25 protein-coding genes are annotated in these 26312 nt (G+C 64.9%); 8 read left to right on the top strand and 17 right to left on the bottom strand.

Features of this window, described 5'->3' with window-relative positions:
* Positions 1-2: 2 nt before the first annotated feature.
* From yegS to ACZ415_RS09395, 3 genes are all read right to left on the bottom strand, one after another.
* Positions 3-1088, bottom strand: coding sequence for a lipid kinase YegS (gene yegS / locus ACZ415_RS09405; RefSeq protein ID WP_344702101.1), 1086 nt, complete (start codon positions 1086-1088; stop codon positions 3-5).
* 58 nt (positions 1089-1146) lie between these two features.
* Complete coding sequence (gene pepN / locus ACZ415_RS09400; protein ID WP_344702103.1) at positions 1147-3777, bottom strand: aminopeptidase N; 2631 nt, start codon at positions 3775-3777, stop codon at positions 1147-1149.
* A gap of 116 nt (positions 3778-3893) precedes the next feature.
* The gene (locus ACZ415_RS09395) at positions 3894-4379 is read right to left on the bottom strand and encodes a YajQ family cyclic di-GMP-binding protein (protein ID WP_344702105.1); all 486 of its coding nucleotides are present in this window, start codon (positions 4377-4379) and stop codon (positions 3894-3896) included.
* A gap of 166 nt (positions 4380-4545) precedes the next feature.
* On the opposite strand from ACZ415_RS09395, the gene cobO reads away from it, so the two are divergent.
* The gene (cobO, locus tag ACZ415_RS09390) at positions 4546-5145 is read left to right on the top strand and encodes a cob(I)yrinic acid a,c-diamide adenosyltransferase (protein WP_344702107.1); all 600 of its coding nucleotides are present in this window, start codon (positions 4546-4548) and stop codon (positions 5143-5145) included.
* Between the two features lie 95 nt (positions 5146-5240).
* Here cobO and ACZ415_RS09385 read toward each other — a convergent pair whose 3' ends face one another.
* From ACZ415_RS09385 to ACZ415_RS09335, 11 genes are all read right to left on the bottom strand, one after another.
* The gene (locus ACZ415_RS09385) at positions 5241-6536 is read right to left on the bottom strand and encodes an adenylosuccinate synthase (RefSeq protein ID WP_344702109.1); all 1296 of its coding nucleotides are present in this window, start codon (positions 6534-6536) and stop codon (positions 5241-5243) included.
* Positions 6536-7729 (bottom strand): ATP phosphoribosyltransferase regulatory subunit, encoded by a 1194-nt coding sequence (locus tag ACZ415_RS09380; protein WP_344702111.1) that lies wholly within the window; start codon positions 7727-7729, stop codon positions 6536-6538. The genes ACZ415_RS09385 and ACZ415_RS09380 overlap by 1 nt, the downstream gene beginning before the upstream one ends.
* 163 nt (positions 7730-7892) lie before the next feature.
* Positions 7893-8807 carry a protease modulator HflC gene (gene hflC / locus ACZ415_RS09375; protein WP_344702113.1) on the bottom strand — a complete coding sequence of 305 codons (915 nt, stop codon included), beginning with the start codon at positions 8805-8807 and terminating at the stop codon, positions 7893-7895.
* The gene (hflK, locus tag ACZ415_RS09370; RefSeq protein WP_344702115.1) at positions 8808-10040 is read right to left on the bottom strand and encodes an FtsH protease activity modulator HflK; all 1233 of its coding nucleotides are present in this window, start codon (positions 10038-10040) and stop codon (positions 8808-8810) included.
* Between the two features lie 123 nt (positions 10041-10163).
* Positions 10164-11474, bottom strand: a complete 1311-nt coding sequence (hflX, locus tag ACZ415_RS09365) for a ribosome rescue GTPase HflX (protein WP_344702117.1) — start codon at positions 11472-11474, stop codon at positions 10164-10166.
* 32 nt (positions 11475-11506) lie between these two features.
* A complete protein-coding gene (hfq, locus tag ACZ415_RS09360; RefSeq protein WP_344702119.1) occupies positions 11507-11749 on the bottom strand; it encodes an RNA chaperone Hfq in 243 nt (80 codons plus the stop codon).
* Positions 11750-11942: 193 nt separating this feature from the next.
* Positions 11943-12881, bottom strand: a complete 939-nt coding sequence (gene miaA, locus ACZ415_RS09355; RefSeq protein ID WP_344702121.1) for a tRNA (adenosine(37)-N6)-dimethylallyltransferase MiaA — start codon at positions 12879-12881, stop codon at positions 11943-11945.
* Positions 12882-12920: 39 nt separating this feature from the next.
* Entirely contained in the window at positions 12921-14876 is a 1956-nt protein-coding gene (gene mutL, locus ACZ415_RS09350; protein ID WP_344702123.1) for a DNA mismatch repair endonuclease MutL, read from the bottom strand.
* A 17-nt stretch (positions 14877-14893) separates the two neighbouring features.
* Positions 14894-16351, bottom strand: coding sequence for an N-acetylmuramoyl-L-alanine amidase (locus ACZ415_RS09345; protein ID WP_425552697.1), 1458 nt, complete (start codon positions 16349-16351; stop codon positions 14894-14896).
* Complete coding sequence (tsaE, locus tag ACZ415_RS09340; protein WP_344702299.1) at positions 16348-16821, bottom strand: tRNA (adenosine(37)-N6)-threonylcarbamoyltransferase complex ATPase subunit type 1 TsaE; 474 nt, start codon at positions 16819-16821, stop codon at positions 16348-16350. Before tsaE ends, ACZ415_RS09345 begins: the two co-directional genes overlap by 4 nt.
* Positions 16822-16861: 40 nt before the next feature.
* The gene (locus ACZ415_RS09335) at positions 16862-18364 is read right to left on the bottom strand and encodes an NAD(P)H-hydrate dehydratase (RefSeq protein WP_425552698.1); all 1503 of its coding nucleotides are present in this window, start codon (positions 18362-18364) and stop codon (positions 16862-16864) included.
* 122 nt (positions 18365-18486) lie between these two features.
* On the opposite strand from ACZ415_RS09335, the gene queG reads away from it, so the two are divergent.
* Positions 18487-19596, top strand: a complete 1110-nt coding sequence (queG, locus tag ACZ415_RS09330) for a tRNA epoxyqueuosine(34) reductase QueG (protein ID WP_344702127.1) — start codon at positions 18487-18489, stop codon at positions 19594-19596.
* Between the two features lie 14 nt (positions 19597-19610).
* Here the strand turns inward: queG and orn are convergent, their stop codons facing one another.
* Positions 19611-20201: an oligoribonuclease gene (gene orn, locus ACZ415_RS09325; protein WP_344702129.1), complete on the bottom strand. Its 591-nt coding sequence runs from the start codon at positions 20199-20201 to the stop codon at positions 19611-19613.
* 152 nt (positions 20202-20353) lie between these two features.
* Between orn and rsgA the strand changes: the two genes are divergently transcribed.
* The 6 genes from rsgA to ACZ415_RS09295 all read left to right on the top strand — a co-directional run bounded on the left by rsgA (position 20354) and on the right by ACZ415_RS09295 (position 24698).
* On the top strand, positions 20354-21364 hold the full coding sequence (gene rsgA / locus ACZ415_RS09320) for a small ribosomal subunit biogenesis GTPase RsgA (RefSeq protein ID WP_344702132.1): 1011 nt from the start codon (positions 20354-20356) through the stop codon (positions 21362-21364).
* Between the two features lie 26 nt (positions 21365-21390).
* Positions 21391-22233 carry a sulfurtransferase gene (locus tag ACZ415_RS09315; protein WP_344702134.1) on the top strand — a complete coding sequence of 281 codons (843 nt, stop codon included), beginning with the start codon at positions 21391-21393 and terminating at the stop codon, positions 22231-22233.
* Positions 22234-22262: 29 nt separating this feature from the next.
* A complete protein-coding gene (gene asd, locus ACZ415_RS09310; RefSeq protein ID WP_344702136.1) occupies positions 22263-23102 on the top strand; it encodes an archaetidylserine decarboxylase in 840 nt (279 codons plus the stop codon).
* A gap of 15 nt (positions 23103-23117) precedes the next feature.
* Complete coding sequence (locus tag ACZ415_RS09305) at positions 23118-23618, top strand: DUF2628 domain-containing protein (RefSeq protein ID WP_344702138.1); 501 nt, start codon at positions 23118-23120, stop codon at positions 23616-23618.
* Positions 23619-23726: 108 nt separating this feature from the next.
* Positions 23727-24350, top strand: a complete 624-nt coding sequence (locus ACZ415_RS09300; RefSeq protein WP_344702140.1) for a hypothetical protein — start codon at positions 23727-23729, stop codon at positions 24348-24350.
* Between the two features lie 12 nt (positions 24351-24362).
* Positions 24363-24698 (top strand): hypothetical protein, encoded by a 336-nt coding sequence (locus ACZ415_RS09295; protein ID WP_344702142.1) that lies wholly within the window; start codon positions 24363-24365, stop codon positions 24696-24698.
* Position 24699: 1 nt separating this feature from the next.
* On the opposite strand, the gene epmA is transcribed toward ACZ415_RS09295, so the two are convergent.
* Both epmA and efp read right to left on the bottom strand, forming a co-directional pair.
* A complete protein-coding gene (epmA, locus tag ACZ415_RS09290; protein ID WP_344702144.1) occupies positions 24700-25710 on the bottom strand; it encodes an EF-P lysine aminoacylase EpmA in 1011 nt (336 codons plus the stop codon).
* A complete protein-coding gene (efp, locus tag ACZ415_RS09285) occupies positions 25710-26276 on the bottom strand; it encodes an elongation factor P (RefSeq protein ID WP_344702147.1) in 567 nt (188 codons plus the stop codon). Before efp ends, epmA begins: the two co-directional genes overlap by 1 nt.
* Between the last annotated feature and the right edge of the window lie 36 nt (positions 26277-26312).

Genomic DNA, 26312 nt, shown 5'->3' with positions numbered 1-26312 from the left:
CCTTACCGTGCGAAAAGTGAAGAGGGGTCGCGCTGCGTATCTGCCGCGCTATGGTCAAGGCTGGCATCCGTTTGCGTATCCGGCATTGGCTTTTGTGGCCTATCGTCGCCGTCGTCGTTATCGGCCAGAGAAGCCGGCGTGCGTGCTACCAGCAGCGAAGAGTCTTCGGGCATGGCCAGGCGCAGCGCCAGCGGCACCACCTCAGCAGAAAAAGCGTCGAAGCGGTGTGCTTCGCCGTCCAGCGTCAGCGGCCAGGCGGGATGGCTGGGGTCGGTGCTGACCGAAAGCTTGGACACCGGCAGATAGCGCACAAACCGCCCCCGGGCAGGGAATTGGCGCAGCTCGCGGATCAGCTGCGGCAGATCCTGAAACGAGGTAAAGTTCTTGACCAGCAGCATATCCAGATAGCCGTCGTTGATTTTCGCCCGGGGGGCCAGCACCTGGCCGCCGCCGGACTGACGCGCATTGCCCAGCGCTACCAGCAAAAAAGCCGCCTTCTCTTCGCAGGTGTCCCAGTTCAGCGTGCCCTCATAGCTGCGGTGGCGCCAGGTCTTGAAAGCGCCCATGACCGAGTAGGCCGCCCCGCCCAGCAGTTTTTTGAGCAGCTTGGGCGTGCTTGAGGTCACTTCGGCGCCAAAGCCGCCGGTGGCCATATTGAGGTAGTACTGGTCAACGCCCTTGCCCCGGCCGGCAGCCGAAATCCGCACAACGTCCACCGGCTGGGTATCCCAGCGGCAGATTTTTTGCAGCGCCGCGTAGGGTTCCAGCGGAAGCCCCAGCGAGCGGGCAAAATCGTTGGCGCTGCCCAGCGGTACAATGCCCAGCGCCGGACGCTTTTCCCGGGGCAGGCGCATCAGGCCGTTAACCACTTCGTTCACCGTCCCGTCGCCGCCGCCGGCAATCACGTGGGTGGCGCCGTGGTCTACCGAGGCCTCGGCAAACAGCCCCGCGTCGCCGGCCTCCCAGGTGGCATAAACAATCAGCGCCATGCCCGCCCGGCGCTTTTTCGCGACGGCGGCACGCAGCGCCGGGTCACCGGCAGACTTGCCGTTTACTACCAGTACGTAACGCCGATTGATATCACTCACGGTGGCCTGTTTCACCTTTGTGTTCTTGTTGTGCCCTGCCGCCTGCGGCTTTTGGCCTTCAGCCCAGCGCTTTGCTCACCATCTCAAAGACGTTGGCCGACAGCGGGCGGTCCTTGATGCGTTCAAGCTCGGCTCGCATCAGCGACTGGCGCGTATCGTCAAAGCGACGCCAGCGCGTCAGCGGGGTCATCAGCCCGGCGGCCATTTCCGGATTCAGCCGGTCAAGCTCGATCACCGCATCGGCCAGCAACGTGTAGCCCGCGCCGTCCAGGCGGTGAAAGTTGACGCGGTTTTGCGCAAAGGTGCCCAGCAGCGCGCGCACCTTGTTGGGGTTTCTCAGCGAGAACGCCGGATGCGCCATCAGGTACTTGACCCGATCCAGCACCTCAGCCTGAGGGCGCGATACCTGCAGGCTGAACCATTGATCCATGACCAGCGGGTCGTGGGCCCACTTGTCGCCGAATGCCTTGAGCGCCGGGGCGGACAGGTCGTCGCGGCCGGAGTGCACCAGCAGCGTCAGCGCCTGGCGCACGTCGGTCATGTTGTGCCCGGCGTCAAACTGGGCCTGACAAAGCGCGATGCCCGCCTCGTCTTCAACGGCCATCAGATAGCCAAGCGCTACGTTTTTCAGGCTGCGCCGGCCGATCTGCTCGGGCGTCGGCGCGTAGGGCTCATCCGACTGGTTGGCCCGGTACAGCGTCTCGAACGCGTCGCGCAGGGCAAAGCCCAACGACTGGCGCACAAACTCTCGGGCGGCGTGGATGGCGTCCACGTCCACCAGCGGCTGATGCTCGGCAATGTAGGCCTCGGACGGCAGCCGCAGCATTTCGGCCAGCACCGCCTTGTCAGCGGCCGGCGCGTCAAGCAGCGTTCGGTAGGCGTCAACCACCCGGCTGTCCATGACCTTTTCCACGCCGTTGCGATGGGCGGCAATCAAGTCGTTGAGCGCCAGCATGGCCAACCGCTGGCTGGCTTCCCAGCGGTTGAAGCCGTCGCTGTCCTGGGTGAGCAAAAACGCCAGGTCTTCCCGGGAGTAGGGAAAGTGCAGCTTCACCGGCGCTGAAAAATGGCGCAGCAGCGACGGCGTGGGCGCCTCCGCCACGTCGGTAAAGACAAAGGTCTGCTCGGGCTCACGCAGATGAAGCACCGTATCGCAGCCGCGCTTTTCGCCGTCCAGGGTGAGCGTCAGATCATGGCCCGACTTGGTGCCGATCAGCCCCATGCGCACGGGAATGTGCAGCGGCTCCGGCGCCTGCTGCCCGGCCGTTGCCGGCGTGCGCTGGCGCAGGGTCAGGCGGTACTCGGCGTTGACGTAGTCGTACTCGCCGTGGGCGTCGATTTCCGGCGTGCCGGCCTGCTGATACCAGCGCATGAACTGGGATAAATCCTGGCCCGAGGTTTCCGCCATGCAGCCGACGAAGTCCTCGATGGTCACGGCCTGGCCGTCAAAGCGCTCGAAATACAGGTCGCTGCCCCGGCGGAAGGCGTCCCAGCCCACCAGGTTTTTCAGCATGCGTACCACTTCTGCCCCTTTTTCGTACACGGTCAGGGTGTAGAAGTTGGTAATCTCGATATAGCTTTCCGGGCGTACCGGGTGCGCCGTGGGGCCGGCGTCCTCGGCAAACTGGGCGGTGCGGAAAAACGCCACGTCCTGAATGCGCTTGAGCGCGGACGAGTTGCTGTCCGCGGTAAAGCTCTGATCGCGGAAGACGGTAAAGCCTTCTTTCAGCGACAGCTGGAACCAGTCGCGGCAGGTTACCCGGTTACCCGACCAGTTGTGGAAATACTCGTGGGCGACAATGCCTTCGACCTGCTGAAAAGCACCGTCGGTGGCGGTGTCCGGGTGGGTCAGCACCGCCGCGGCGTTGAAGATATTGAGCCCCTTGTTTTCCATGGCGCCCATGTTGAAGTCGTTGACGGCGACGATCATGAAGCGGTCCAGATCGTATTCACGGCCGTAGCGCTCTTCGTCCCAGCGCATGGCGCGCTTGAGCGAGGCCATGGCGTGGTCGGTCTTGCCCAGGTTTTCTTCTTCCACCCAGATCTGCAGCGTCACGTCGCGCCCGCTCATGGTGGTAAAGCGGTCTTCCACGCATGCAAGATCCCCCGCCACCAAGGCAAACAGGTACGCAGGCTTGGGGTGCGGGTCTTCCCAGGTGACAAAGTGGCGCCCGCCGTCAAGCTCGCCGCGCTCCACCGGGTTGCCGTTGGCCAGCAGCACCGGCTCGCGGCGGGCGTCGCCGATCACGGTCACGCGAAACACGGCCATCACATCCGGGCGGTCGGGATAGAAAGTAATCCGGCGAAAGCCCTCGGCCTCGCACTGGGTGCAGTACATGCCGTTTGACTGATAGAGCCCTTCCAGGGCGGTGTTGGCCTCGGGGGCTATGCGCACCCGGGTTTCCAGGGTAAACGCCGCGGGCACCGCATCAATGGTCAGGCCTTTGTCGTTTTGGCGGTACGCGTCGTCGGCCAGAGGTTCGCCGTCGATGGATACGGCTTCAAGCGTGAGCTGCTCGCCGTGGAGATAAAGCGGCGTGCCGGCCTCGGCATCCGGGTGGCGTTCAACGGTCAGGCGCGCCTCTACGCAGGTGCGGGCAGGGTCAAGGTCAAACGTCAGCGCGGTGTGGGTTACGCGATAGGCGGGCGGCTGATAGTCGCTTAAATAAACCGGCTGCGGCTGTGACATAGCGAATGACTCCTTGTTGGCACCGACCAAAGATAGCCGACGGCAATGCAGTGGTAGTGAAAAAAATCGGCAAACAAAAGCGCCGCCGCTGACAGCGCGGCAGCAGCGGGCAGGTCTCAGTCACGAAAGTTGTCGAACTGCAGCGGCAAATCGGGGCCTTCCTCGCTGCGCAGAAGCGCCATGACGCCCTGCAAATCGTCGCGCTTTTTGCCCGTCACGCGGATTTTCTCGCCCTGAATCTGGGCCTGCACCTTGGCTTTGGTTGCTTTGATGCGCTTGACGATATCCTTGGCATCGGCCTGCTCAAGCCCTTGTTTGAGCTCGACAGTCTGGCGCGCCTTGACGCCGGACAGCTCCGGCTCCTTGACGTCCATGCAGCGCGCGTCAATGCCGCGGGCAATCAGCCGGCCGCGCAGCATATCCAGCATCTGCTGGAGCTGAAAGTCGGCTTCGGCCTCAAGCGCCACGCTTTCCCCTTCAAGGGTGAAGTGGGCGTCCACGCCGCGAAAATCAAAGCGGGTCTGGACTTCGCGATTGGCCTGGTCCACGGCGTTGGTGGCTTCGTGGCGGTCAAACTCAGATACGATATCAAACGAGGGCATACGGTATTCCTGAAAAGAGGCGGCTTCACATTCTAGAGCAGCCGCCCTGCTGCCTGCCAATTTCGTTAGCTGTCTATCGGTTGGCCGGCAGCGATTATACAAACCTTGTCCAGCACGCGTGCATGGCCTAGGCTACGGCGCCCAACCACCATCACCTGGAGACACCATGAGCGATCGCGATACGCGCCATAAAGCCTCGATGCAAAAACTCAAGGCGCGGGTGGACGAAAAAGTCGCCAACGCCACCGAGCAGCGCGGCCTGATCATCGTCAACACCGGCAACGGCAAGGGCAAGACCACCGCCGCCTGGGGCACCGTGACCCGGGCACTGGGCTATGGCTACAGGGTGGGCGTGGTGCAGTTCATCAAAGGGCTTTGGGAGTGCGGCGAGCGCAACCGCCTGGAAGACGACCCCAATCTTGACATCGCCATCATGGCCACGGGGTTTACCTGGGATACCCAGAATCGCGCCGCCGACACCCAGGCCTGTAAGGAAGTCTGGGAGGACGCCGCGCGGATGCTGGCCGACCCCGAAGTCTATCTGGTGGTGCTCGATGAGATTACCTACATGCTCAAGTTCGGCTATCTGGATATCGACACCGTCAGGGAGGCGCTAAAAAACCGCCCCCGTGAACAAACCGTGATCGTCACCGGGCGCAACGCCCACCGCGATATTGTCGCCATGGCCGATACCGTCACCGACATGCAGGAAGTACGCCATGCCTTTAGCGACGGTATTCAGGCCCGGCGAGGCATTGACTTCTAAACCGGCAGACGCGCCTCGCTGGTCGCCCCATACGCCGCCGGCCTCTTGCGAGGCCGGCTTTTCTGATGGGCCGCGGCTGTCCGGCGCCGTGTCGCCTACTCGCCGAAAGGGTTACGCAGCACGATGGTTTCCACGCGGTCCGGGCCGGTGGAGATCACATCAATACTGGTGCCGATCTGCTCTTCCAGAAAGCTGATGTAGGACCGGGCGTTGGCCGGCAGGTCTTCGACGCGCTTGACGCCCAGGGTCGACGCCTGCCAGCCCGGCAGATCCTGATACAAAGGCTCAATGGCCTCATAGCCCTCGCAGTCCACCGGGTTATCCAGCACGTCGCCGTCCTTGCTGCGATAGCCCACGCACACCCGAATGGTTTCCAGCCCGTCCAGCACGTCAAGCTTGGTCAGGCACAGCCCGGAAATCGAGTTGATCTGCACGGAATGGCGCAGCGCCACGGCGTCAAACCAGCCGCAGCGCCGTGCGCGCCCGGTGGTGGCACCGAACTCGTGGCCTTTCTCTGCCAGGTGACGGCCGTAATCGTCAAACAGCTCCGTGGGAAACGGGCCGGACCCCACCCGCGTGGTGTAGGCCTTGGTAATGCCCAGCACGTAGTCCAGGTACAAAGGCCCCACCCCGGAGCCGGTTGCGGTGCCGCCGGCGGTGGTGTTGGAGCTGGTAACAAACGGGTAGGTGCCGTGGTCGATGTCCAGCAGCGAGCCCTGAGCACCCTCGAAGAGAATATTCTCGCCGTTTTTGCGCAGGCCGTGCACCAGGCTTACGGTGTCGCTGACCATCGGGCGCAGCTCGTCGGCCATGGCCATGGCGCTGTCCAGCACTTCCTGGAAATCTACCGCCGGCTCGCCGTGATAGCGCGTGAGCACGAAATTATGGTAGTCCAGCACTTCACCGAGCTTGGCGGCAAAGCGTTCGCGATGCAGCATATCACCCAGGCGCAGACCGCGGCGGGCCACCTTGTCCTCGTAGGCCGGGCCGATGCCGCGGCCGGTGGTGCCGATCTTGGCCACGCCCCGCGCCTTCTCCCGGGCCTGATCCAGACGCACGTGGTACGGCAAAATCAGCGGGCAGGCCGGCGACAGGCGCAGGCGCTGGCGCACCGGTACGCCCTTGGCTTCCAGCTCGTGAATTTCGTCAAGCAAGGCGTCGGGCGAGAGCACCACGCCGTTGCCGATCACGCAGGTCTTGTCGTCACGCAGGATGCCCGAAGGAATCAGGTGCAGGACAGTTTTTTCGCCGTCGATCACCAGCGTATGCCCGGCGTTGTGGCCGCCCTGAAAGCGCACCACCGCTGACGCCGATTCGGTGAGCAGATCCACGATCTTGCCCTTGCCTTCGTCACCCCACTGGGTGCCCAGTACTACGACATTCTTACCCATTATGCACTCGTCTCTTGTGTCAGGGCCGTTGGCTGCCAACGACCGTCGATAAGCTCAAGCCGGCGATCACAGCCGTGCGCCGCCGGCCCGGTGCGCTGCCCGGGCAGCGCCTGGATCACCCGTTCGCCCTGCTGGCGCAGCGCACTTACCGCATCGCGCAGGGCGTCGTCGGCCACGGCCGGTGCCAGAATCGCCCCCGGCGCGGGCGTTGCCTCGGCCAGCGTCGCCAGCTGTTTCAAATCCATGGAGAAGCCGGTGGCCGGGCGAGCGCGGCCGAAAGCGCGGCCGGTATCGTCATAGCGCCCGCCCTTGGCCAGCGCGTGGCCGTAGCCCGGTACGTAGGCGGCAAACATCATGCCGGTGTGGTACTGATAGCCGCGCAGCTCGGCCAGATCGACGTACAGCGATACCGCAAAGCGCGCGCGTACGCCTCGCTGCAGCGCATCGAGCTCGTCGAGTGCGGCCGTCACCGTGGCCGGCGCGCCGGCCAGAACGTCGCGGGCCCGCTCCAGCACGTTCACGTCGCCGTGCAGCTCGCCCAGCGCCATGAGCATGGCAGCCAGGGCGGGGTCGCTGACGCTGGCCGTCACCACCCGCTCGATCTCACCGGGGGATTTCAGCGCCAGCGCGGCAAACAGCGCGCGCTCTTGGTCGCGATCCAGCGCGGCCGCTTCCACCAGGCTGCGGTAGATACCAATGTGGCCAAGCGCCAGATGCATTTCATCGGCGCCGGCGGCGGCAAGGCTTGCAAGCGCCAGATGAATGATTTCGCTGTCGGCACCCAGCCCGGCGTGGCCAAAAAGCTCCACGCCCACCTGCACCGGGCTGCGCCCGCCCTGATAGGGGTCGGCGCTGGCCCGCATGACGCTGGTGCAGTAGCAAAGCCGCACAGGCCCTTCCCGGCGCAGCGAGTGGGCATCCATCCGCGCCACCTGGGGCGTTACGTCGGCGGTCGCGCCCATCATGCGCCCGGTCAGCTGATCGGTGAGCTTGAAGGTTTGCAAGTCGAGGTCGGTGCCGGTGCCGGTCAAAAGCGAGTCGAGAAACTCAGCGGGCGGCGGCATTACCTGGTCATATCCCCAGCGGTAATAAAGATCCAGCAGCCTACGACGAAGCTCTTCCATGCGGCTTGCCTGCGGCGGCAGCACTTCATCCATGCCGTCGGGCAGCAGCCAGCGGTCAGCGATGGTCATGTCAACAATCCTGCGAGACGACGGTGAAAGCCTCGGCCGAAGATCTACCGGCATAGCGACAAATCCGCCGGCGTGAGGCCACAAAAAAACCGGGCAACGCCCGGTTTATCGAGTCTATCATGTTTGGCCGCCGGATGAACCCTGTCCATCCGGCGCGCCGTGCTTATTGTGCGCCGGCGGCGTCTGCGCCCGCTGCGCTATCGGCGCCGGGCATGGCGCTGTTGAGATAGCGGAAAAACTCGCTGTCCGGCTTGAGCACCATCAGGTTTTCGCCGTTGTCGAAGCTTTTGCGGTACGCGTTGAGGCTGCGCCAGAAAGCGAAAAACTCAGCGTCCTGCTCGTAGGCGTTGGAATAGATCCGTGCCGCTTCGGCGTCGCCTTCACCGCGCAGGGTTTCCGCCCGCTCCCGGGCCTGCGCCAGCAGCACCTGGCGGCGGCGATCGGCATTGGCGCGAATCCGCTCGGCCTCTTCCTGACCCTGGGCACGCCACTCGCGGGCCTCGCGTTCACGCTCGGAGCGCATCCGCTCGAATACCGCCGCGGAGACGTCTTCGGGCAGGTCGATACGCTTGATACGGATATCGCGAATCGCCACGCCGAGCTCGTCGCGCATGAGCTTGTCGAGCTCCTTGGTGGGGCCGGTCATCAGATCGTCGCGGCGCTCGGCGATGATCTGCTGCAGGTTCAGCCGGCCAAAGGCGTTACGCAGGCTTTCATCCACCCGCGGCTGAATCAGGCGCACGGCCATCATTTCATCGCCGGCGGTGGCCTCGTAGTAAAGCGTCGGATTGACCACCTGCCATTTGACGTACGAGTCGACGATGACCGCCTTCTGCTCCCGGGTCAGATAGCGGCTGGTGTCGGTATCCAAGGTCAAAAGACGCGTATCAAACTTGCGGATGGTGTTGGTGATCGGCACCTTGACGTGCAGCCCAGGCTCGATATTTTCTTCGATGACTTCACCGAAGCGCAGCTTGACTGCGCGCTCGGTTTCATCCACGACGTACAGGCTGTTACTCGCCAGCCAGGCCACCACGGCCAGGCCACCGACAATCAGCAGGGATCGATTATTGATCATTTACCGGCCCTCCCTGCGGATGGACGTTCGATTACTGGAGCGATTGTTGGCGCTGCTGCTCGAAGACGTTGACGGCAGGTTATTCAGCACGCGCGGATTGAGGCTTTCCGCGTCGCCGCCGTCGGCGGACGCACCGCTTTTCTTGCCGCCCAGCTTGTCCAGGGGCAAATACATCAGCGGTGCGTTGTCGCCGCTATCCAGCAGCACCTTCGGTGTGGCACCGAAGACATCCTCGATGGCCTCGATATACATCCGCTCGCGCATGGTTTCCGGCGAGTTCTGATACTCGGAAAGCAGCGACAAAAAGCGGTTGGCCTGACCTTGCGCCTCGGCGACAACCGATTCGCGATAGCCCTGCCCCTGTTCGATCAGGCGCTGAGCCTGGCCCTGGGCCTCGGGAATAATCGCGTTGGCGTAGGCGATGCCTTTGTTGATCGTACGCTGGCGGTCTTCCCGGGCGCGGATAACGTCGTCAAAGGCGTCAATAACCGGCTCGGGTGCCGAGGTCGACTCGATGTTGATGGTCTGCAGCTGAATACCCACGTCGTAGTTGTTCAGGTAGGTCTGCAGCCGGCTGGCCACGGAACTACCGAGAATTTCACGGCCGGACGTCAAAATATCGATCATGTCGGTACCGCCAACCACGTGACGCAGCGACGAATCCAGCGCGTTTTCGATCGACAGGTTCGGGTCGCGCACGTTGAGCATGTAGTTGGCCGGATCAGACACGCGGTACTGGGCCGAAATCTCGACTCTGACGATATTTTCGTCGCGGGTCAGCATCGACTGGGTTTGCGTCAAGGAGCGCACCCGGGTCACGTTGACCATGCGCACGTCATCGATCAGCGGCGGATTCCACTGCAAACCGGGCGTGACGATTTCCTGAAACTTGCCAAAGCGCAGCACCACGCCGCGCTCGGACTGGTCGACCAGGTAAAAGCCCGACGCCGCCCAGACCGCAAGCGCCACGACAAGCAGCAGCCCCGGCAGGGTGAAGGCGCTGCGCGACTTGTCGCCGCCGCCCCCGTTACCGCCGCTGCGGCCGCCGCCTTTTTTCTTGCCCAGCATGCCGTTGATCTTTTGCTGAAACTTTTTCAGCGCCTCGTCCAGATCCGGCGGCCCGCCGTTATTGCCACCGCCACCGCGGTTGCCGCCGCTGTCGCCGCCCTTGCGCCGACCGCCCCCGCTCCAGGGGTCATGCTGGTTGCCACCACCAGGCTCATTCCAGGCCATAATACTTCGTCTCCCTCAGGGTATTGATCGCCGCGCCGGGTCGAGACGCTTGATCGCGACGCCGCGCTGGTTCATCCCGTTGTGTTTGCCGTGTCTGGCTTGCGTTGTGGCCGGCCGAGACGCCTACCACTCGGCCGGCACCTGCAGCGCCTCGGGCAAGTAGGTATCGGCGCGTTCGCCGAGCCTTGCCATCAGCTGATTAAAGTCGCGTCGCGGCAGGCGTACGTCAAGTATCGGGCGTCCGTTTTCGTCAAAATGCTCGGCGCGCACGGCGTTAAGCTCGTGCAGCCCGGCGCGCAGCTTGCCCTGCTGCGGCTCCAGGCTCAATGAAAAATCGATCACATCATCGGCCAGGCGTTCACTCAGCGCCTGGTGCAAAAGATCCAGCCCGCGGCCGTCCTTGGCAGACAGCCAAACGGTTTCGGGCATGCCGTTACCGTCGCGGTCAATGCGCGGCGCGCTGTCCAGCCGGTCAATCTTGTTCATGACCTTGAGCATGGGCACTCGATCTGCACCGATTTCTTCAAGCACGTCGTTGACCTGGCCGACGTTAAGCTCCCGGTCGGGGTCGGCGGCGTCAATGACGTGAACCAGCAGTGCCGCGTCTACCGCCTCTTGCAGCGTGGCCTGAAACGCTTCGACCAGCTTGTGCGGCAGATGGCGAATAAAGCCGACGGTATCGGCCATGACCACCGGCCCCACGTCGTCAACCTCAAGACGCCGCAGCGTCGGGTCCAGTGTCGCAAAAAGCTGATCGGCGGCATACACCTCAGCGGTCGTCAATGCGTTGAATAGCGTTGACTTGCCGGCGTTGGTATAGCCGACCAGCGAGACGCTGTTGATTTCTGCCCGCGCTCTGGCACGGCGATTTTGCTCGCGCTGGCGGCGCACCTTGCTGAGCTGCTTGTGAATCGCCTTGATCCGGCCGCGCAGCAGCCGGCGGTCGGTTTCCAGCTGGGTTTCACCGGGACCGCGCGCGCCGATACCGCCGGCCTGGCGCTCCAGGTGCGTCCAGCCGCGCACCAGCCGCGTCGAGACGTACTCAAGCTGGGCCAGCTCCACCTGCAGCTTGCCTTCGTGGGTTCTGGCGCGCTGAGCGAAGATATCCAGAATCAAGCCGGTACGATCCAGCACCCGGCAGTTGAGCTCGCCTTCCAGGTTGCGCTGCTGAGACGGGCTAAGCCCGTGGTTGAAAATCACCAGTTCGGCCTGGTGCGCCACCAGCATGGCACGCAGCTCTACAAGCTTGCCCGAACCGATAAAGGTACGGGTATCCGGGCGGCTGCGGCTGGCCGTCAGCAGCGTGGCCGCAACGGCACCGGCCGAGCGCACCAGTTCGAGAAACTCGCCCGGATCTTCACGGGCGTGCTCGTCGGGGAAGTCAACGTGAACAAGAACGGCCGTTTCACCGGCATCGGGGCGCTCAAAAAACAATCAAAACCTCATGACTTAGCGTGTGCACGGCATCAGGCCTCGGCGTCATCGGCATCCGCGGCCGGCAGGCGCACGTTGCGCGAGGGCACAACGGTCGAGATCGCGTGCTTGTAAACCATCTGGCTGACGGTGTTGCGCAGCAAAATGACGAACTGGTCGAACGATTCGACCTGGCCTTGCAGTTTGATGCCGTTCACCAGAAAAATGGAAACCGGAATGCGCTCCTTGCGCAGAATGTTCAAGTACGGGTCTTGAAGGGACTGCCCTTTGGACATGGTGCTCTCCCTAAACTGTCGTTAGAGTTGGTTATTAAAAGTGCGCCGCTTGCGCCCTGCAGCAGAGGGTACCCGAAAGACCGATTGTCGGCCGCTCGAAAACACTGACGGTAAAACTGATCGCAAAGGCCAATGACGACGGCCTCGCTGTAAGACGCTTATCTTACGCTAAGCGTCGCGCTCACGCACGGGCTTAAAAGGCCCTGTGCTCGGCCAGCGCCAGCACATGGCTGAGCGCATCGGCAGACGCCGCCTCGACCCAGTGCAGCTCCGGCCAGCGGCGCAGCCAGGTCAGCTGGCGCTTGGCCAGCTGGCGCGTGGCGATAATACCCCGCTGGCTCAGGGTTTCACGGTCGTAGTCGCCGTCCAGATAGGCCCATACCTGACGATAGCCTACGCTTTTCATCGACGGCAGCTCGGCATGCAGATCACCCCGCTTTCTGAGGGCGGCGACCTCATCAATCAACCCCTTGTTGAGCATGGCCGTGAAACGCTCGGCAATTCGCCGGTGCAGCACGGCGCGGTCTGCAGGCGCCAAGGCTATGGACACCGCCCGCCAGGGAAAGGTTTCCCGGCGCTGTTCGGCCCAAAGCTCGGTGAGCGTGCGCCCGCTCGTCGCAAAGACTTCCAGCGCGCGCAGTATGCGCTGGGTATCGTTAACGTGCAGGCGCGCCGCCGTCGCCGGGTCTACCTCGCCCAGGCGGGCATGCAGCGCGGCCAGGCCGTCCCGGGCCTGTTCGGCCTCAAGCCGTGCGCGAATCGCCGGATCGGACGGCGGCAGGTTATCGGCGCCGTCCACCAGCTGCTTGTAGTACAGCATGGTGCCGCCGGTCAGCAGCGGCACCTTGCCTCGGGCGGTGATCTCACGCATCGCGGCCAGCGCATCCCGGCGAAAGTCCGCCGCCGAGTACGGGTCCGCCGGGTCGCGAATATCGATCAGCCGGTGCGGCGCCCGGGCAAGCTCACAGGCATCGGGCTTGGCGCTGCCGATGTCCAGCCCGCGGTAGACCATGGCGGAATCGACGCTTACGATCTCGCAGCCCAGCCGCTCGTGCAGGGCAATCGCCGCATCGGTTTTGCCGGAGGCGGTGGGCCCCATCAAAAAAATGGCCGGCGGGCGTGAATCGCTCATGGGTCGGGCGAGCTCCTTTTTCTCGGGGCGGCTGGCCGTTTACTGGCCGCGCAAAAACAGTCGATCCAGCGCCTGCATGTCCATCTGGGTCCAGGTCGGGCGGCCGTGGTTGCACTGGTCACTGCGCTCGGTGCGCTCCATATCGCGCAGCAGCGCGTTCATTTCGTCAACGGTCAGGCGGCGGTTGGCGCGCACGCTGCTGTGGCAGGCCATGGTGGACAACAGCGCATGAATGCGCGCCTCGACCTGGCGGGTGCGGCCGTAGCGCTCCAGCTCTTCGAGCATGGCGCGCACCAGCGCCTCCGGGTCGGCGCCGGCCAGAAGCGCCGGCAGCTGGCGCACCAGCAACGTTTCCGGCCCGGCCATGTCCAGCTCAACGCCCAGCCGGCGGATGGCTTCGGCCTCGCTTTCGGCGGTGGCCACCTCGTGGCGGCTGGCGGCAATCGAAACCGGCACCAGCAGCGGCTGCGTGGCAACGCCGGCGGCTTCCAGCTGGCGCTTCATGCGCTCGTAGACAATGCGCTCGTGGGCGGCGTGCATATCCACGATCACCAGCCCGGCGGCGTTCTGCGCCAGAATGAACACCCCGTGCAGCTGGCCCAGGGCATAGCCCAGCGGCGGCGCGGCGGTAGGGTCGTCGGCGGGCATGGCGGGCTGCGGCGCGGCCCAACGGCCGGATGACGGCGGCACTTCCTGCACCTCTCCGGCGTCGTTTTCCGGCGAGCGCGGGGTGAGCAGCATGTCTTCGTGGTCGGGATGCAGGGCCTGATAGCCCTGCATGAAGCGGCGCACCTTGGCCGCGCCGGGATGGCCGCCTGCCGGCTGCGGCCCGCCGCCGTGATCAGGCGTCGGCGCAAGCGCCATGCCCTGCTGCTCGAAGCGCCCGTTTTCTTCTGCCTCTCTGCCGGGCGAGGCGTGCGGGCCGTCACTCAGCGCGGCGTCAGCCGGCGGCTCGGCCACCGCGTCGGGACGCGTGTCGGCCAGGCAGCGGTGCAGGCTGGAAAACAAAAAGTCGTGCACCGTGCGCCCGTCGCGAAAACGCACTTCGTGCTTGGTCGGATGAACGTTGACATCCACCACTTCCGGATCAACGTCGAGATAGAGCACAAACACCGGATGACGCCCGTTGTACAGCACGTCGCGGTAGGCCTGGCGCACGGCATGCGCCACCAGGCGATCGCGCACCACCCGGCCGTTGACGAAGAAATACTGCTGGTCGGCCTGGGCCCGGGAGTGGGTGGGCAGCCCCACCCAGCCGGACAGGCGCAGCGCGCCTACCTGACGTTCGATATAGCGGGCGTGCTCGATAAACGTCTTGCCCAGCAGCGAAGCAATGCGCCGCTCCCGGGCGGCGGGAGAATCGCCCGGCGGCAGCCGGTGGACGGTCTTGCCATTGTGGCGCAGCGTCCAGGCCACGTCGTAGCGGGACAGCGCCTGGCGGCGAAACGCCTCTTCCAGATGGGCAAACTCGGTTTTTTCGGTGCGCAGAAACTTGCGCCGGGCCGGCGTATTAAAGAACAGATCGCGCACTTCCACGCTGGTGCCGCGCGGATGCGGCGCCGGCGTCACGTGGGCCTCCATGCCGCGGCCTTCGGCCGTCACGCGAAAACCGGCGCGCGGGTCGTCCAGGGCATTGGACGTCAGCGAAAGCCTGGACACCGAGCTGATCGAGGCCAGCGCCTCGCCGCGAAAACCCAGCGAGCTTACGCCCTCAAGGTCATCCAATGTCTCGATTTTGCTGGTGGCGTGGCGGGAAAGCGCCAGCGCCATATCGCTCTCGGCGATGCCGGTGCCGTCGTCACGCACCTTGATCAGCCGGGCACCGCCCTGCTCTGTTTCCACCTCGATGCGCCGGGCAGCGGCATCAATGGCGTTCTCCATCAGCTCTTTGGCCACCGCCGCCGGGCGCTCGACCACTTCGCCTGCGGCAATCTGGTTGGCCAGGCGCGGGTCCAGCACGTGAATTTTTGCGCTCGCCGCCGCGTTATCGTCCAAAGGTCACCTCGTCAGCATTAGGGAATGTGCAGCACCTGGCCGACGCGAATCACATCGCCGCTGAGCTCGTTGGCCCGGCGCAGCCGGTTCACCGAGACGTTGTGGCGCGTGGCAATGGCAGACAGCGTATCGCCGGCGCGGATGCGGTATTCGTCGCTGCCGGGGCGGCGGTCGTGATCGCGCAGCCAGGCCAGCAGGCTGGCAGGCGGCGGGTTGCGCTCAAAGTGCTTGCGAATGCCGGTAAACACGGCTTTGGCCAGGCTTTCCTGGTGCGAGGGTGCCGCCAGGCGCTGCTCTTCGGTCGGGTTGGAAATAAACCCGGTTTCCACCAGCAGCGAGGGAATATCCGGCGACTTGAGCACCACAAAGCCGGCCTGCTCCACCCGGGACTTGTGCAGATGGTTGATCCGCCCCAGCTGGTCGAGCACCTGCCCGCCGATGGTCAGCGAGTCGTTGAGCGTGGCGGTCATGGTCAAATCCAGCAGCACCCCGCGCAGCACCTGATCTTTGTCGCGCAGCGACAGATTGCCGTCCACCCCGCCGATCAAATCCGAACGGTTTTCGCTGTCGGCCAGCCACTGGGCGGTTTCCGAGGTGGCCCCGCGCTGGGACAGCGCGTAGACCGAGCTGCCCTTGGGCCGCGGGCTGGTGAAGGCATCGGCGTGGATCGAGACAAAAAAGTCAACCTTCTGTTCCCGGGCCAGCCGGGTACGCTGGCGCAGGCCCAGATAGTAGTCACCGTCGCGGATCAGCACCGCCTTGAACCCCTCAGCGGCATTGATGCGGCCGGCCAGCCGCTGGCTGATAGCCAGCACCACGTCTTTTTCCCGGGTGCCGCCGGGGCCGATGGCGCCGCTGTCTTCGCCGCCGTGGCCGGCATCCACGGCAATGATGATATCGCGTTTGGGGTGCGGTTCGGCCTGTTCGACAACGGAGGTTTTCTCCGGCGTCTTGCCCAGCGCCTTGGCCTTGGCTGTGGCCCGCGCAGCGGCGATTTCCTGCTCGCGGATCATCGATTCGATAGGATCAATGGGGTTTTCCACCGCGCTTTCGCCGGGGTACTCCAGATCCACCACCAGCCGATGGCCGTACTCCTGGTTGGGCGCCAGACTAAAGTGGCGGGGCTCGATCTCGCGGCTGAGTTCCAGCACCACGCGCAGGTCGTCGCCTTTGCGTACGCCGGTGCGCACCGCCGAAATCGCGCTGCCTTCCAGGGGCAGGTCCTGAGCGTTGGCTTCCAGGCGGCTGTCGGCCAGATCAATCACCAGCCGCGACGGCGACTCCAGCGAAAAAACCTTGGCCGTGGCCGGCGCGGAGAGATCAAATACCAGCCGGGCGTGATCCGGCGCAGCCCACAGGCGCATGCTGTCAACCGTGGCCGCCGCTGCCGTGCCGGTCGTTGCCAGCCAGGCCAGCCCCGCCGCCAGCGCAACGGCCAGGCGCCGCCCGGGTCGAGCGCCCCGCGCCGCCCTCATCTGCCGCTCCCCGGGGCGTTTTCAAACAGGGCGGCCAGCAGCGCCGCGCCGCGGGGTGTGGCGCTGGCCAGGCGGGCACGCCGGCCCGGCTCGGCTACTTCAAGCGTCAGATTGATATCGGCCGGGGGCAGCCAGCCCGCGCCGCGGCTGGGCCATTCGACCACGCACAGGGCGTCGTCGGCGAACACGTCGCGCCCGCCGATAAACTCAAGCTCTTCGGGATCACCCAGCCGGTACAGATCCAGATGATAGACGCGCTTGCCGGCAAGCGCGTAGGGCTCAATCAGGGTATAGGTGGGGCTTTTCACCGCGCCCCGGTGGCCGTAGGCGCGCAGTATGCCGCGCGTCAGCGTGGTTTTTCCCGCGCCCAGATCACCGTGAAGATAAAGACGGCCGCGGCCCTGAAGCAGGCGGCCAAGCGTTTCGCCAAACGCGACGTGGGTGTGCTCGTCGGGAAGTTGCACCTGCATGGGTTGCATCTGCATGGGCGGCTATTACCTTGATGACAAATTATTCAAACCCGGGGTTGACCAGCCGGCGCGCACAGGATGCCAGATCGCCAGCCAGCAAACCACGTTCGCCGTGCTCGGCGGCGGCGGCGTCCGCGGCCAGCGCGTGAACCAGCACGCCCAGCCGCACGGTCTGCTCGCTCAGGCCGCGCTGGCCGGCAAGCGAGCCCAGCATGCCGGCCAGCGCATCGCCCATGCCGCCGCTTGCCATGCCGGGATTGCCGTAGGGGCACACGGCCAGACCTTGAGGGCCGGCCACCAGCGTGCCCGCCCCCTTGAGCACCGCGCAGCCGCCGTAGCGCTCGCGCAGCGCCAGCGCTGCGGCCGGGCGGTCGGCTTCCACTTCGGCGGCGGTGATCCCCAGCAGGCGGCCTGCCTCGCCCGGGTGCGGCGTCAGCACCCAGCTGTCCCGGCGTTCGCCGGTAAAGCGCTCGGCCAGCAGGTTGAGCGCGTCGGCATCGAGCACCAGCGGCCGGCCGCTTTCCAGCGCTGCGGCCAGCATGGCCTGGCCCCAGGCGCCGCAGCCGATGCCGGGGCCGGCAACGATGACGTCGCTTTGCTCCACCCGTTCAGCAACGTCGGCACTGCCGCGTACCCCGCAGGCCATGACTTCCGGGCAGCGGATCAGGCTTGCGCTGACGTGTTCCGGCGCGGTGGCAAGGCTTACCTTGCCCGCCCCCAGCCGCGCGGCGGCCTGGGTGGCAATCAGCGCAGCACCGCCCATGCCCGGGGCGCCGCCCAGCACCAGCAGGTGGCCCATATCCCCCTTGTGGGCGGTGCGCCGGCGCGGGCCAAAGGCGCCGCTGAGCGCGCTTTTGTGCAGCAAAACGCCGCGCGGCGCAATATCGTCAAACGCCTCGGCGTCAACGCCCAGCGGGCAAAACGTTACCTCGCCGGTATGCTCAGGCGCCCTGCCGGTATGGAGTCCGAGCTTGTCGCCGATAAACGTGATCGTCGCGTCAGCGCGCACCGCGCAGCCCAGCCGCGCGCCGGTATCCGCGGCAAGCCCTGAAGGAATATCCACCGCCAGCACCGGCCGGCCGGCGCGATTCACCGTGGCGATCGCTTGACGATAGGCCCCCGTCACCTCGCCGGAAAGGCCGGTGCCCAGCAGCGCATCGACAATCACCTCGCCGGTCAGACGGGTGTCGTCTTCCCACGCTTTACCGTCCACGCCTGCCGCGGCTGCAAGCGCCGCGGCGCGGGCGACATCACCGGTCAGCTCGGCTATCGGCTTGAGCGCCAGGCACTGCACCTGCAAACCGGCCTGGGCGGCCAGCGCGGCAATAACGTAGCCGTCGCCGCCGTTGTTGCCGCCGCCGCACAGCACGCTCAGGCTGCGCGCGCGAGGCCAGCGTTCGCCCAGGCAACGCCAGGCGCTGGCAGCGGCGCGCTGCATCAGCGCAAAGCCGGCGATATCGGCAGCGACGGTGCGCCGGTCAAGCTCGCGTACCTGGCGCGCCGTATACAGCGGGTGATGCTGGGGCTGAGTTGCAGCGGTCACGGTGTCTCCTTCTGGCATGGGCGCGTTCCGGCTTGAACACGGGACGGCGCGGCTGAACGTTTTGGCCCGGATAGAGGATACGGTAGCATAGCGGTTTTCTTTCGCCTTTAAGTTGACCTGTCATGTCCCGCTCCGTTCCCGATACCGCCCCAACGCCTGAGCTGGCCACGCTGGCCAAGGACATCAAGACCTGGGGCGAGGCGCTGGGCTTTCAGCAGCTCGGCATTACCGATACCGACCTTGCCTTCCATGAACAGCGGCTGAACGAGTGGCTGGATAACGGCTACCACGGCGAAATGGGCTTTATGGCCAAGCACGGCACCAAGCGCACCCGCCCGGCGGAGCTTGAGCCCGGCACCGTGCGCGTCATCAGCGTGCGCATGGACTACCTGCCGGCGGACACGGCAAGCATGGAGGTGTTACAAAACCCGCACAGCGCCTACGTATCACGCTACGCGCTGGGCCGGGACTACCACAAGCTGATGCGCAAGCGCCTGGCCGCGCTGGCCAAGCGCATCGAGACGCGGGCCGGCCAGATCGGCTATCGCGCCTTTGTCGACTCCGCCCCGGTCATGGAGCGCGCTCTGGCACAAAAGGCCGGGCTTGGCTGGTTTGGCAAAAATGCCATGCTGCTCAACCCCAGGGCCGGCTCGCTGTTTTTTCTCGGCGAGCTCTACACCGACCTGCCGCTGCCCGTGGATGCGCCTTTCGAGCGCGACCACTGCGGCAGCTGCAACCGCTGCCAGACCGTTTGCCCCACTGGGGCGATTGTGGACGACGGCGTGGTGGACGCGCGCAAGTGCATTTCGTATCTCACCATCGAGCTTTTCGGTGCGATTCCCGAAGAGCATCGCCGCGCCATGGGCAACCGCATCTACGGCTGCGACGACTGCCAGCTTTTCTGCCCCTTCACCCGCTTTGCCCAGCCCACCCGGGAAGACGATTTTTACCCGCGCCACGATCTCGACCGCGCCGAGCTTGTGACGCTGTTCGGCTGGGGCGAGCAGGAGTTTCTCGACAAGACCGCCGGCAGCGCCATTCGCCGCATCGGCTACGTCCGCTGGCTGCGCAACATTGCCGTGGCGCTGGGCAACGCGCCGTACAGCGAGGCGGTGATCGCCGCGCTGATGGCCCGGCGCGCCTACCCCAGCGCGCTGGTGCGCGAACACGTCGCCTGGGCGCTTGGCGAGCAGCGCGAAAAAGGCCGGCAGCGCATTGCCACCGCCGGCTAACGCCTCACCCTTGGCTATTCCTCCTCGCCGTAGAGGTCTTCAGCGCTGGTGGCCGCCTGCAAAAACGTGCGGCGATAGTGGGCAAGCTCGCCGATGGACTCTTTGATATCGTCCATGGCCAGGTGTACGTTGCGCTTTTTAAAGCCCTTGATGGCCTCCGGGTTCCAGCGCTTGGCCAGCTCCTTGACCGTGGACACGTCGAGATTGCGGTAGTGGAAAAACGCCCACAGCTCGGGCATTTCGCGCTCCAGAAAACGCCGGTCCTGATGAATGCTGTTGCCGCACATCGGCGAGGTGCCCGGCACTACGTATTCGCGCAGAAAGTCCAGCGTTTTCGCCTCCGCGGCCGCCGTATCCGTGCGGCTTTGCTGCACCCGCTTGACCAGCCCGGACTCGCCGTGGGTTTTCCGGTTCCAGTCGTCCATCTGCTCAAGCAGGCTATCCGGCTGTTTGACCGCAATCACCGGGCCTTCGGCCACGGTGTTGAGCTCGCCGTCGGTGACCAGCGTGGCCACCTCGATGATGCGCTCCTTGTTGGGGTCCAGCCCGGTCATTTCCAGATCAATCCAGATCAGCAGGTCGCTGCGTGGCGAGGTTTCGCTCATGGTGGCTCCTTGGTTGCCTTGCCACCGTAGCGTCAGGCCGCTCACCTGCCGACGCCAAACCCGTTACACTGGGCAGCCTCATCACAGGCGATGCCATAACGCTACGGCAAATACGCCAGTGTACCGTTCAACCGTTGCAACCGACAGGTGCCATGAGCAAACGTAAACTGACCCGTCAGCAGCGCTGGCGCGTGGAGAAAGTCCAGGCCGAGCGCGAAAAGCGCGCCGCCAAACACAGCGCCCGCCAGACCGAGCAGCTGGCCGCCGGGGAATACGGCGCCGAACAGAGCGGCCGGGTCATCGCGCATTTCGGCCGCACGCTGGAAGTGCGCGGGGCCGACGGCGCCGCGGTGCGCTGCCATCTGCGCGCCAACCTGCAGGGGCTGGTCACCGGCGATACGGTGATCTGGCGCAAGGGCGAAGACGGCTCCGGCGTGGTGGTCGCCGCCGCCGAGCGGGCAAGCGTGCTTTCCCGCCCGGACCCGCAGGGGCGGCTCAAGCCCGTGGCCGCCAACGTCGATCAGATCCTGATCGTCTTTGCCGTGGAACCCACGCCCCACGCCAACCTCATCGACCGCTACCTGGTCGCCGCCGAGGCCACCGGCATCGCGCCGGTGCTGGTGCTCAACAAGGTAGACCTGTTGGCCGACCACGACGGCGAGCTTGGCCAGCTGCTGGAGCGCTACCGGGCGCTGGGCTACCCGGTGGTCCGCGCCTCAACCGAACAGCCCGCAGGGCTTGATGCGCTCAACCGCCAGCTTGCCGGGCGCACCTCGGTGCTCGTCGGCCAGAGCGGGGTGGGCAAGTCGTCGCTGATCGACCGTCTGCTGCCCGATGAAACTCTGCGCATCGGCGCGCTGTCCGAAGACATGCGCAAGGGCACCCACACCACCACCACCGCCCGGCTCTACGCCATGCCGGACGCCGACGGCGTACTCATCGACTCGCCCGGCATACGCGAATTCGGCCTGACCCATCTGGACGCCGACACCGTCACCGACGGCTTTGTCGAATTCCGCCCGCATCTGGGCCTTTGTCGCTTTCGCGACTGCCGCCATCGGGCAGAGCCGGGCTGCGCTTTACTTGCCGCGGTGGAGGCAGGCAATATCCACCCTCAACGTTTTGCCAGCTATCGGCGGATTCTCGCCAGCCTGGACACCTAAACGCCACGCCAACGCAAGGAGTTGTCATGCGCACCCCACAGCAAAGCTCGGAAGCCAATATACTGCCGCTGATCGTTGAGCCGGAAACGCTGCAGGAACACCTTGACGACCCGCAGCTGCTGATCATTGACGTGCCCAAGGATTCCGGCAGCTATACCCAAGGGCACGTGCCGGGGGCGATATTTCTGGAAAGCCGCCGGCTGATGAACGGCCAGGCGCCGCTTCCCAGCGAGGCGCCGGACGTGGCCGCACTTTCTGCCCTGTTCAGCGAGCTGGGCCTGACCCGAGACACCCACGTAGTAGCTTACGACGACGAAGGCGGCGGCTTTGCCGCGCGGCTTTTGTGGACGCTGGAGCTGATCGGCCACCCCCGCTATTCCTATCTTAACGGCGGCATTCACGCCTGGCGCGCCGCCGGTCTGGCCGTGCAAACCGAGCCCAACACGCCCACGCCGTCCACGTATCACGCCGAGATCCTGAACCCGGAAACGCGCATTACCGCCGATGAAATCAAAGAGCGCCTGGGTGAGAAAAATCTTGCCATCTGGGACGCCCGCTCGCCGGCGGAATACCGCGGCGAGACAGGCCAGAACAAACGCCTGGGTCATATTCCCGGCGCGGTCAACATGGAATGGACCCGTGCTATGGACCCTGAGCGCAACCTGCGCATCCGCGGCTACGCCGAGCTGGTCAACGAGCTGGATACGCTGGGCATCACCCAGGACATGGACGTTGTGACCCACTGCCAGGGCCACCACCGCAGCGCTTTTACCTGGCTGGTGGGCCGAGCGCTGGGCTTCAACATTCGCGGCTACGCCGGCTCCTGGAACGAGTGGGGCAACCGCGACGACACGCCGGTTGAGACCTGACCCGACAACACCTGACGGAACCAACATACGTGACGCTTTCCCAAAAAGCCTTTGCGCTCATGCAGTACCCGCTGCCCCACCGCGCCATTTCGCGGCTGGTGGGGCAGCTGGCCGAATGCCGCGCCCCGGGGCTTAAAAACGCGCTGATCCGCGCTTTTATTCAGCGCTTCCAGGTGGACATGCGCCAGGCCCAAGAGCCCGACTACCGCGCCTACGCCACCTTCAACGACTTTTTTACCCGAGCGCTGAAAGACGACGCCCGGCCCGTCGGCGAAGGGGTTATCAGCCCCGCCGACGGCGCGCTTTCCCAGTTCGGCCGCATGGCCGCCGGCGAGCTCGTTCAGGCCAAGGGGCATCGCTATTCCACCCGGGCGCTGCTGGGCGGCGACGCCGCCCTGGCCGACACCTTCAGCGGCGGCAGTTTCGCCACGATATACCTCTCGCCCCGGGACTATCACCGCGTGCACATGCCGGTCACCGGCACCCTGCGCGAGACCATCTACGTGCCCGGGCGGCTGTTTTCGGTCAATCAGGCAACGGCGAACCACGTGCCGGGGCTGTTTGCCCGCAACGAGCGGCTGGCGTGTATTTTTGACACCGAGCACGGCCCGCTGGCCGTGGTGCTCGTCGGCGCGATGATCGTCGCCGCCATTGAAACCGTCTGGGCCGGGCAGGTCACCCCGCTTGCCGGCACGCCCCAGCGCACCCGGCTGGACAAGCCCGTAACGCTTGCAAAAGGCGCGGAGCTCGGCCGCTTCAAGCTCGGCTCTACGGTGGTGATGTGCAGCGCCGGCGCGATCGACTTCAGCGCCTTTGCAGCCGGCGCCAAGGTGCAGATGGGGGAAACCCTGGGCCACGCCCCTTCCTGACACGAGGCCATAGCCATGACGCACCGCACTCACCGCTCCCTGAGCCACGCCTGGCAGGCTCGATTTGCCCTGCTGCACAAGCTGGGCGCCGACAGCCGCAGCGTGTATGCCCTCATACGCTCGCCCGAATACAGGGCGCTGGGCCTCCGGGACAAACTCAGGGTCTCGCTGAATCCCTGGGCTTTTTTCTTCGACTGGGTGTACTACCTGTGCAAGGGTATGTGGCTCAAGGGCGCGTTTATCATCGGCGCCACTTTCTCGTTTTATACCCTGGTGACGGTGCTTGATGCGCTGACCGGCGGGCATATTCCCGGGGTAGTGTTTTGGCTGCCAACGCCGATTATCTGCACCCGGATCGCCAACCACGACTACTATCGCAAGGTTGTGCACAGCGAAGCGATATGGCCCGGGCTGCCGGCAATGTTTGCCCGCCCCGCCGGAGCGGCCGGCTTTGCCCTGGCCGGCGTGGGGCTTTATTGCGCGGTATCGTTTAGCCCCATCGGCGTTTTTGCCTAGCCTGACCGCTGGCGCCCGGCGGCGACGAAGCCGCGCTGTTTGTTTGTGCTGAAATCGGGCGCTGACACTTGACGCTATGCCCGCTCTACGCGGGCCCAGGAAACAACCATGGCTTTTCCCGACTTTTTCGACCAGGCGCCAACCGTTCGGCTGCGCGACCCGCTGGCCGCGCTTTTGGGCAGTGCCGACGACGGCATCATGGACTACCGCTACGCTGATGCGGTTCGCCTGACCGGGCACTCCTGCCCCACCGTGGCCGGTGCCTTTCTCACCGCCCGCGCCGCGCTGAAGGCGCTCTACCCCGCCTCGCTGCCTGAACGCGGCAACATCGCCGTGCACATGCCCCACCCGGAGCACGAGGGCACCGTCGGCGTTACCGCGCAGGTGCTCACGCTGATGACCGGCGCTGCCGGCGACGGCGGGTTCAAGGGCATCGGCGAGCGCTTCGCCCGCCACGGCCGGCTACACTTTGCCGACACCCCGGACCGGCACGGTGCCATACGCTTTACCCGACTGGATACCGGCCAAAGCGTTCGCGTCACGTTTAACCACCGCTACATCCCAGCCGACCCGACGCAGCGCGAACGCCTCCAGGCGATCGTTCAGGGAAGCGAAACGCCCGCCCAGCAGAGCGAATTTGCCCGGCTGTGGCAGGCGCGCGTACGCCGTATGCTGATTGACCACGCCGACGATCCGGCGCTGATACAGGTTGAAACATCCGAAAACGCATAGCAGGAGAAACCCGTGCACAAACATATCGAATGGGACGCGCCCGAGGCGCAAAGCGTTATCGCCTACTATACCCAGCACCCCGAAAGCTATAGCGAACCGCACCCCGGCAGCATCGTTTCCGGCCACTATCAGGGCGTTAACGTGCGAGTGAAGGTCGAGGCCTATAAAGACCGGGTCAGCATCGGCACGGTCGCCGCCATTATCGACCCCCACGGCAAGCGATTAACGCAGCACGGCAAGCTGGCACTTGACGATATCGTACGCCTGCCCGACGACAGACGAGCGTTCGAATTGAAAAGCGCATCGCCCGACGACGCCTGTGATGAATCCGCAGAGGATACAAAGTGATTCAGCAGCTTGGCGTGGCAAAGCTCAGCACATCGCTTAGCCGAGGTTTGCCAAGTGCCAGCTGAAGCAGCCGGTCAAGCCCCAGCGCCACGCCGCTGCCTTCGGGCAGGCCGTGGGCAAGCGCGGCGACCAGGCGCGTATCCACGTCAACCGGGGCAAAGCCAAGCCGGCGCCGCGCGGCGTTGTCTTCGTCAAAGCGAGCCTGCTGCTCGGCGGCGTCGGTGAGCTCATCGTAGCCGTTGGCAAGCTCCACGCCGTTGAAATAAAGCTCAAAGCGCGAGGCCACCTCGTCACCCAAAGCATCTGTATGACGTCGGGCAAGAGCGGCCTGGCTGGCCGGGTAGTCCACCACCGCGGTGAGCGCGCCTCGGCCCAGGGCAGGCTCGATGACCAGGCTCATCAGCAGATCCAGACAGGTATCGCGCGGCTCGTCGTCAAGCGCGCCTTCGGGCATCCCGCCGCGCTCGGCGGCGAGCCGGCGCAGGCACGTCAGCGGCGCGCTGAACGGATCAATTTGCAGGTGCTCATGAAACAGCGAGCGGTAGGCGCAGCAGCGCAGCAGCCCCTGCCCGTCGGGCAGCAAGGTATCGGGCAAAAGCTCCCGGATCAGCGCTGCGGTTTCCTCCATCAGGGCCGGAAGGCTAAAGCCCGGACGGTACCACTCCAACATGGTGAATTCGATGTTGTGGCGCCCGCCCACCTCACCGTCGCGAAAACTTTTCGCCAGCTGGTAGATCGGCCCGCTGCCGGCGGCGAGCAGGCGCTTCATGTGAAACTCCGGCGAAGTCCGCAGCCACAGGCGCTGACGGCCGGCCGGGGTGCGCGCCTGTGTACAAAGCGAAGCCAGATGCACATCGGTACTGCCGCCCTGGCCGAGTATGGGGGTCTCGACTTCCAGCACGTCGCGCTCGGCAAAAAACGCCCGCACCCGGGCCATCAGCCGGGCGCGGGCGCGAAGCGTGGCCATATCCGCCGTGGGCTGCCAGCGGGCACAGGGCAACGCATCGCCCATCAGGCGCGCGATACGTACTCGCCGGTGCGGGTATCCACCTTGAGCACTTCGCCTTCGTTGATGAACAGCGGCACGCGCACCACCGCGCCCGACGACAGCTTGGCCGGCTTAGAGCCGCCCTGGGCGGTATCGCCTTTGAGGCCGGGATCGGTTTCCACCACTTCCAGTGCGATAAAGTTGGGCGGCGTTACCTGAATGGCGTTGTCATTCCACAGCGTCACGGTGTAGACCACCTGCTCTTTGAGCCATTTCTCGTCGTCGCCCAGCGCGCGCTTCTCTACTGCGTATTGCTCAAAGGAGCCGTCGGTCTGCATGAAATACCACATATCACCGTCGGTGTAGAGGTATTCCATTTCCAGCTCCATGACGTCGGCGCCTTCCAGAGACTCACCTGACTTGAACGTGCGCTCCCAGACGCGCCCGGTCATCAGGTTGCGCAGCTTGACGCGATTGAACGCCTGGCCCTTGCCGGGCTTGACCAGCTCATTGGAGACGATCGAGCACGGATCGCCGTCAAGCATTACTTTTAAACCGCCCTTGAATTCGTTGGTAGAATAGTTGGCCATGGTGCCTCTTGAGTTGCGTTTTACGTATGAATGAAA

The sequence above is a fragment of the Halomonas cibimaris genome, assembly GCF_055379665.1.
The sequence above is the reverse complement of the archived record's forward strand: the minus strand, read 5'-3'. Positions and strand labels throughout refer to the sequence as shown.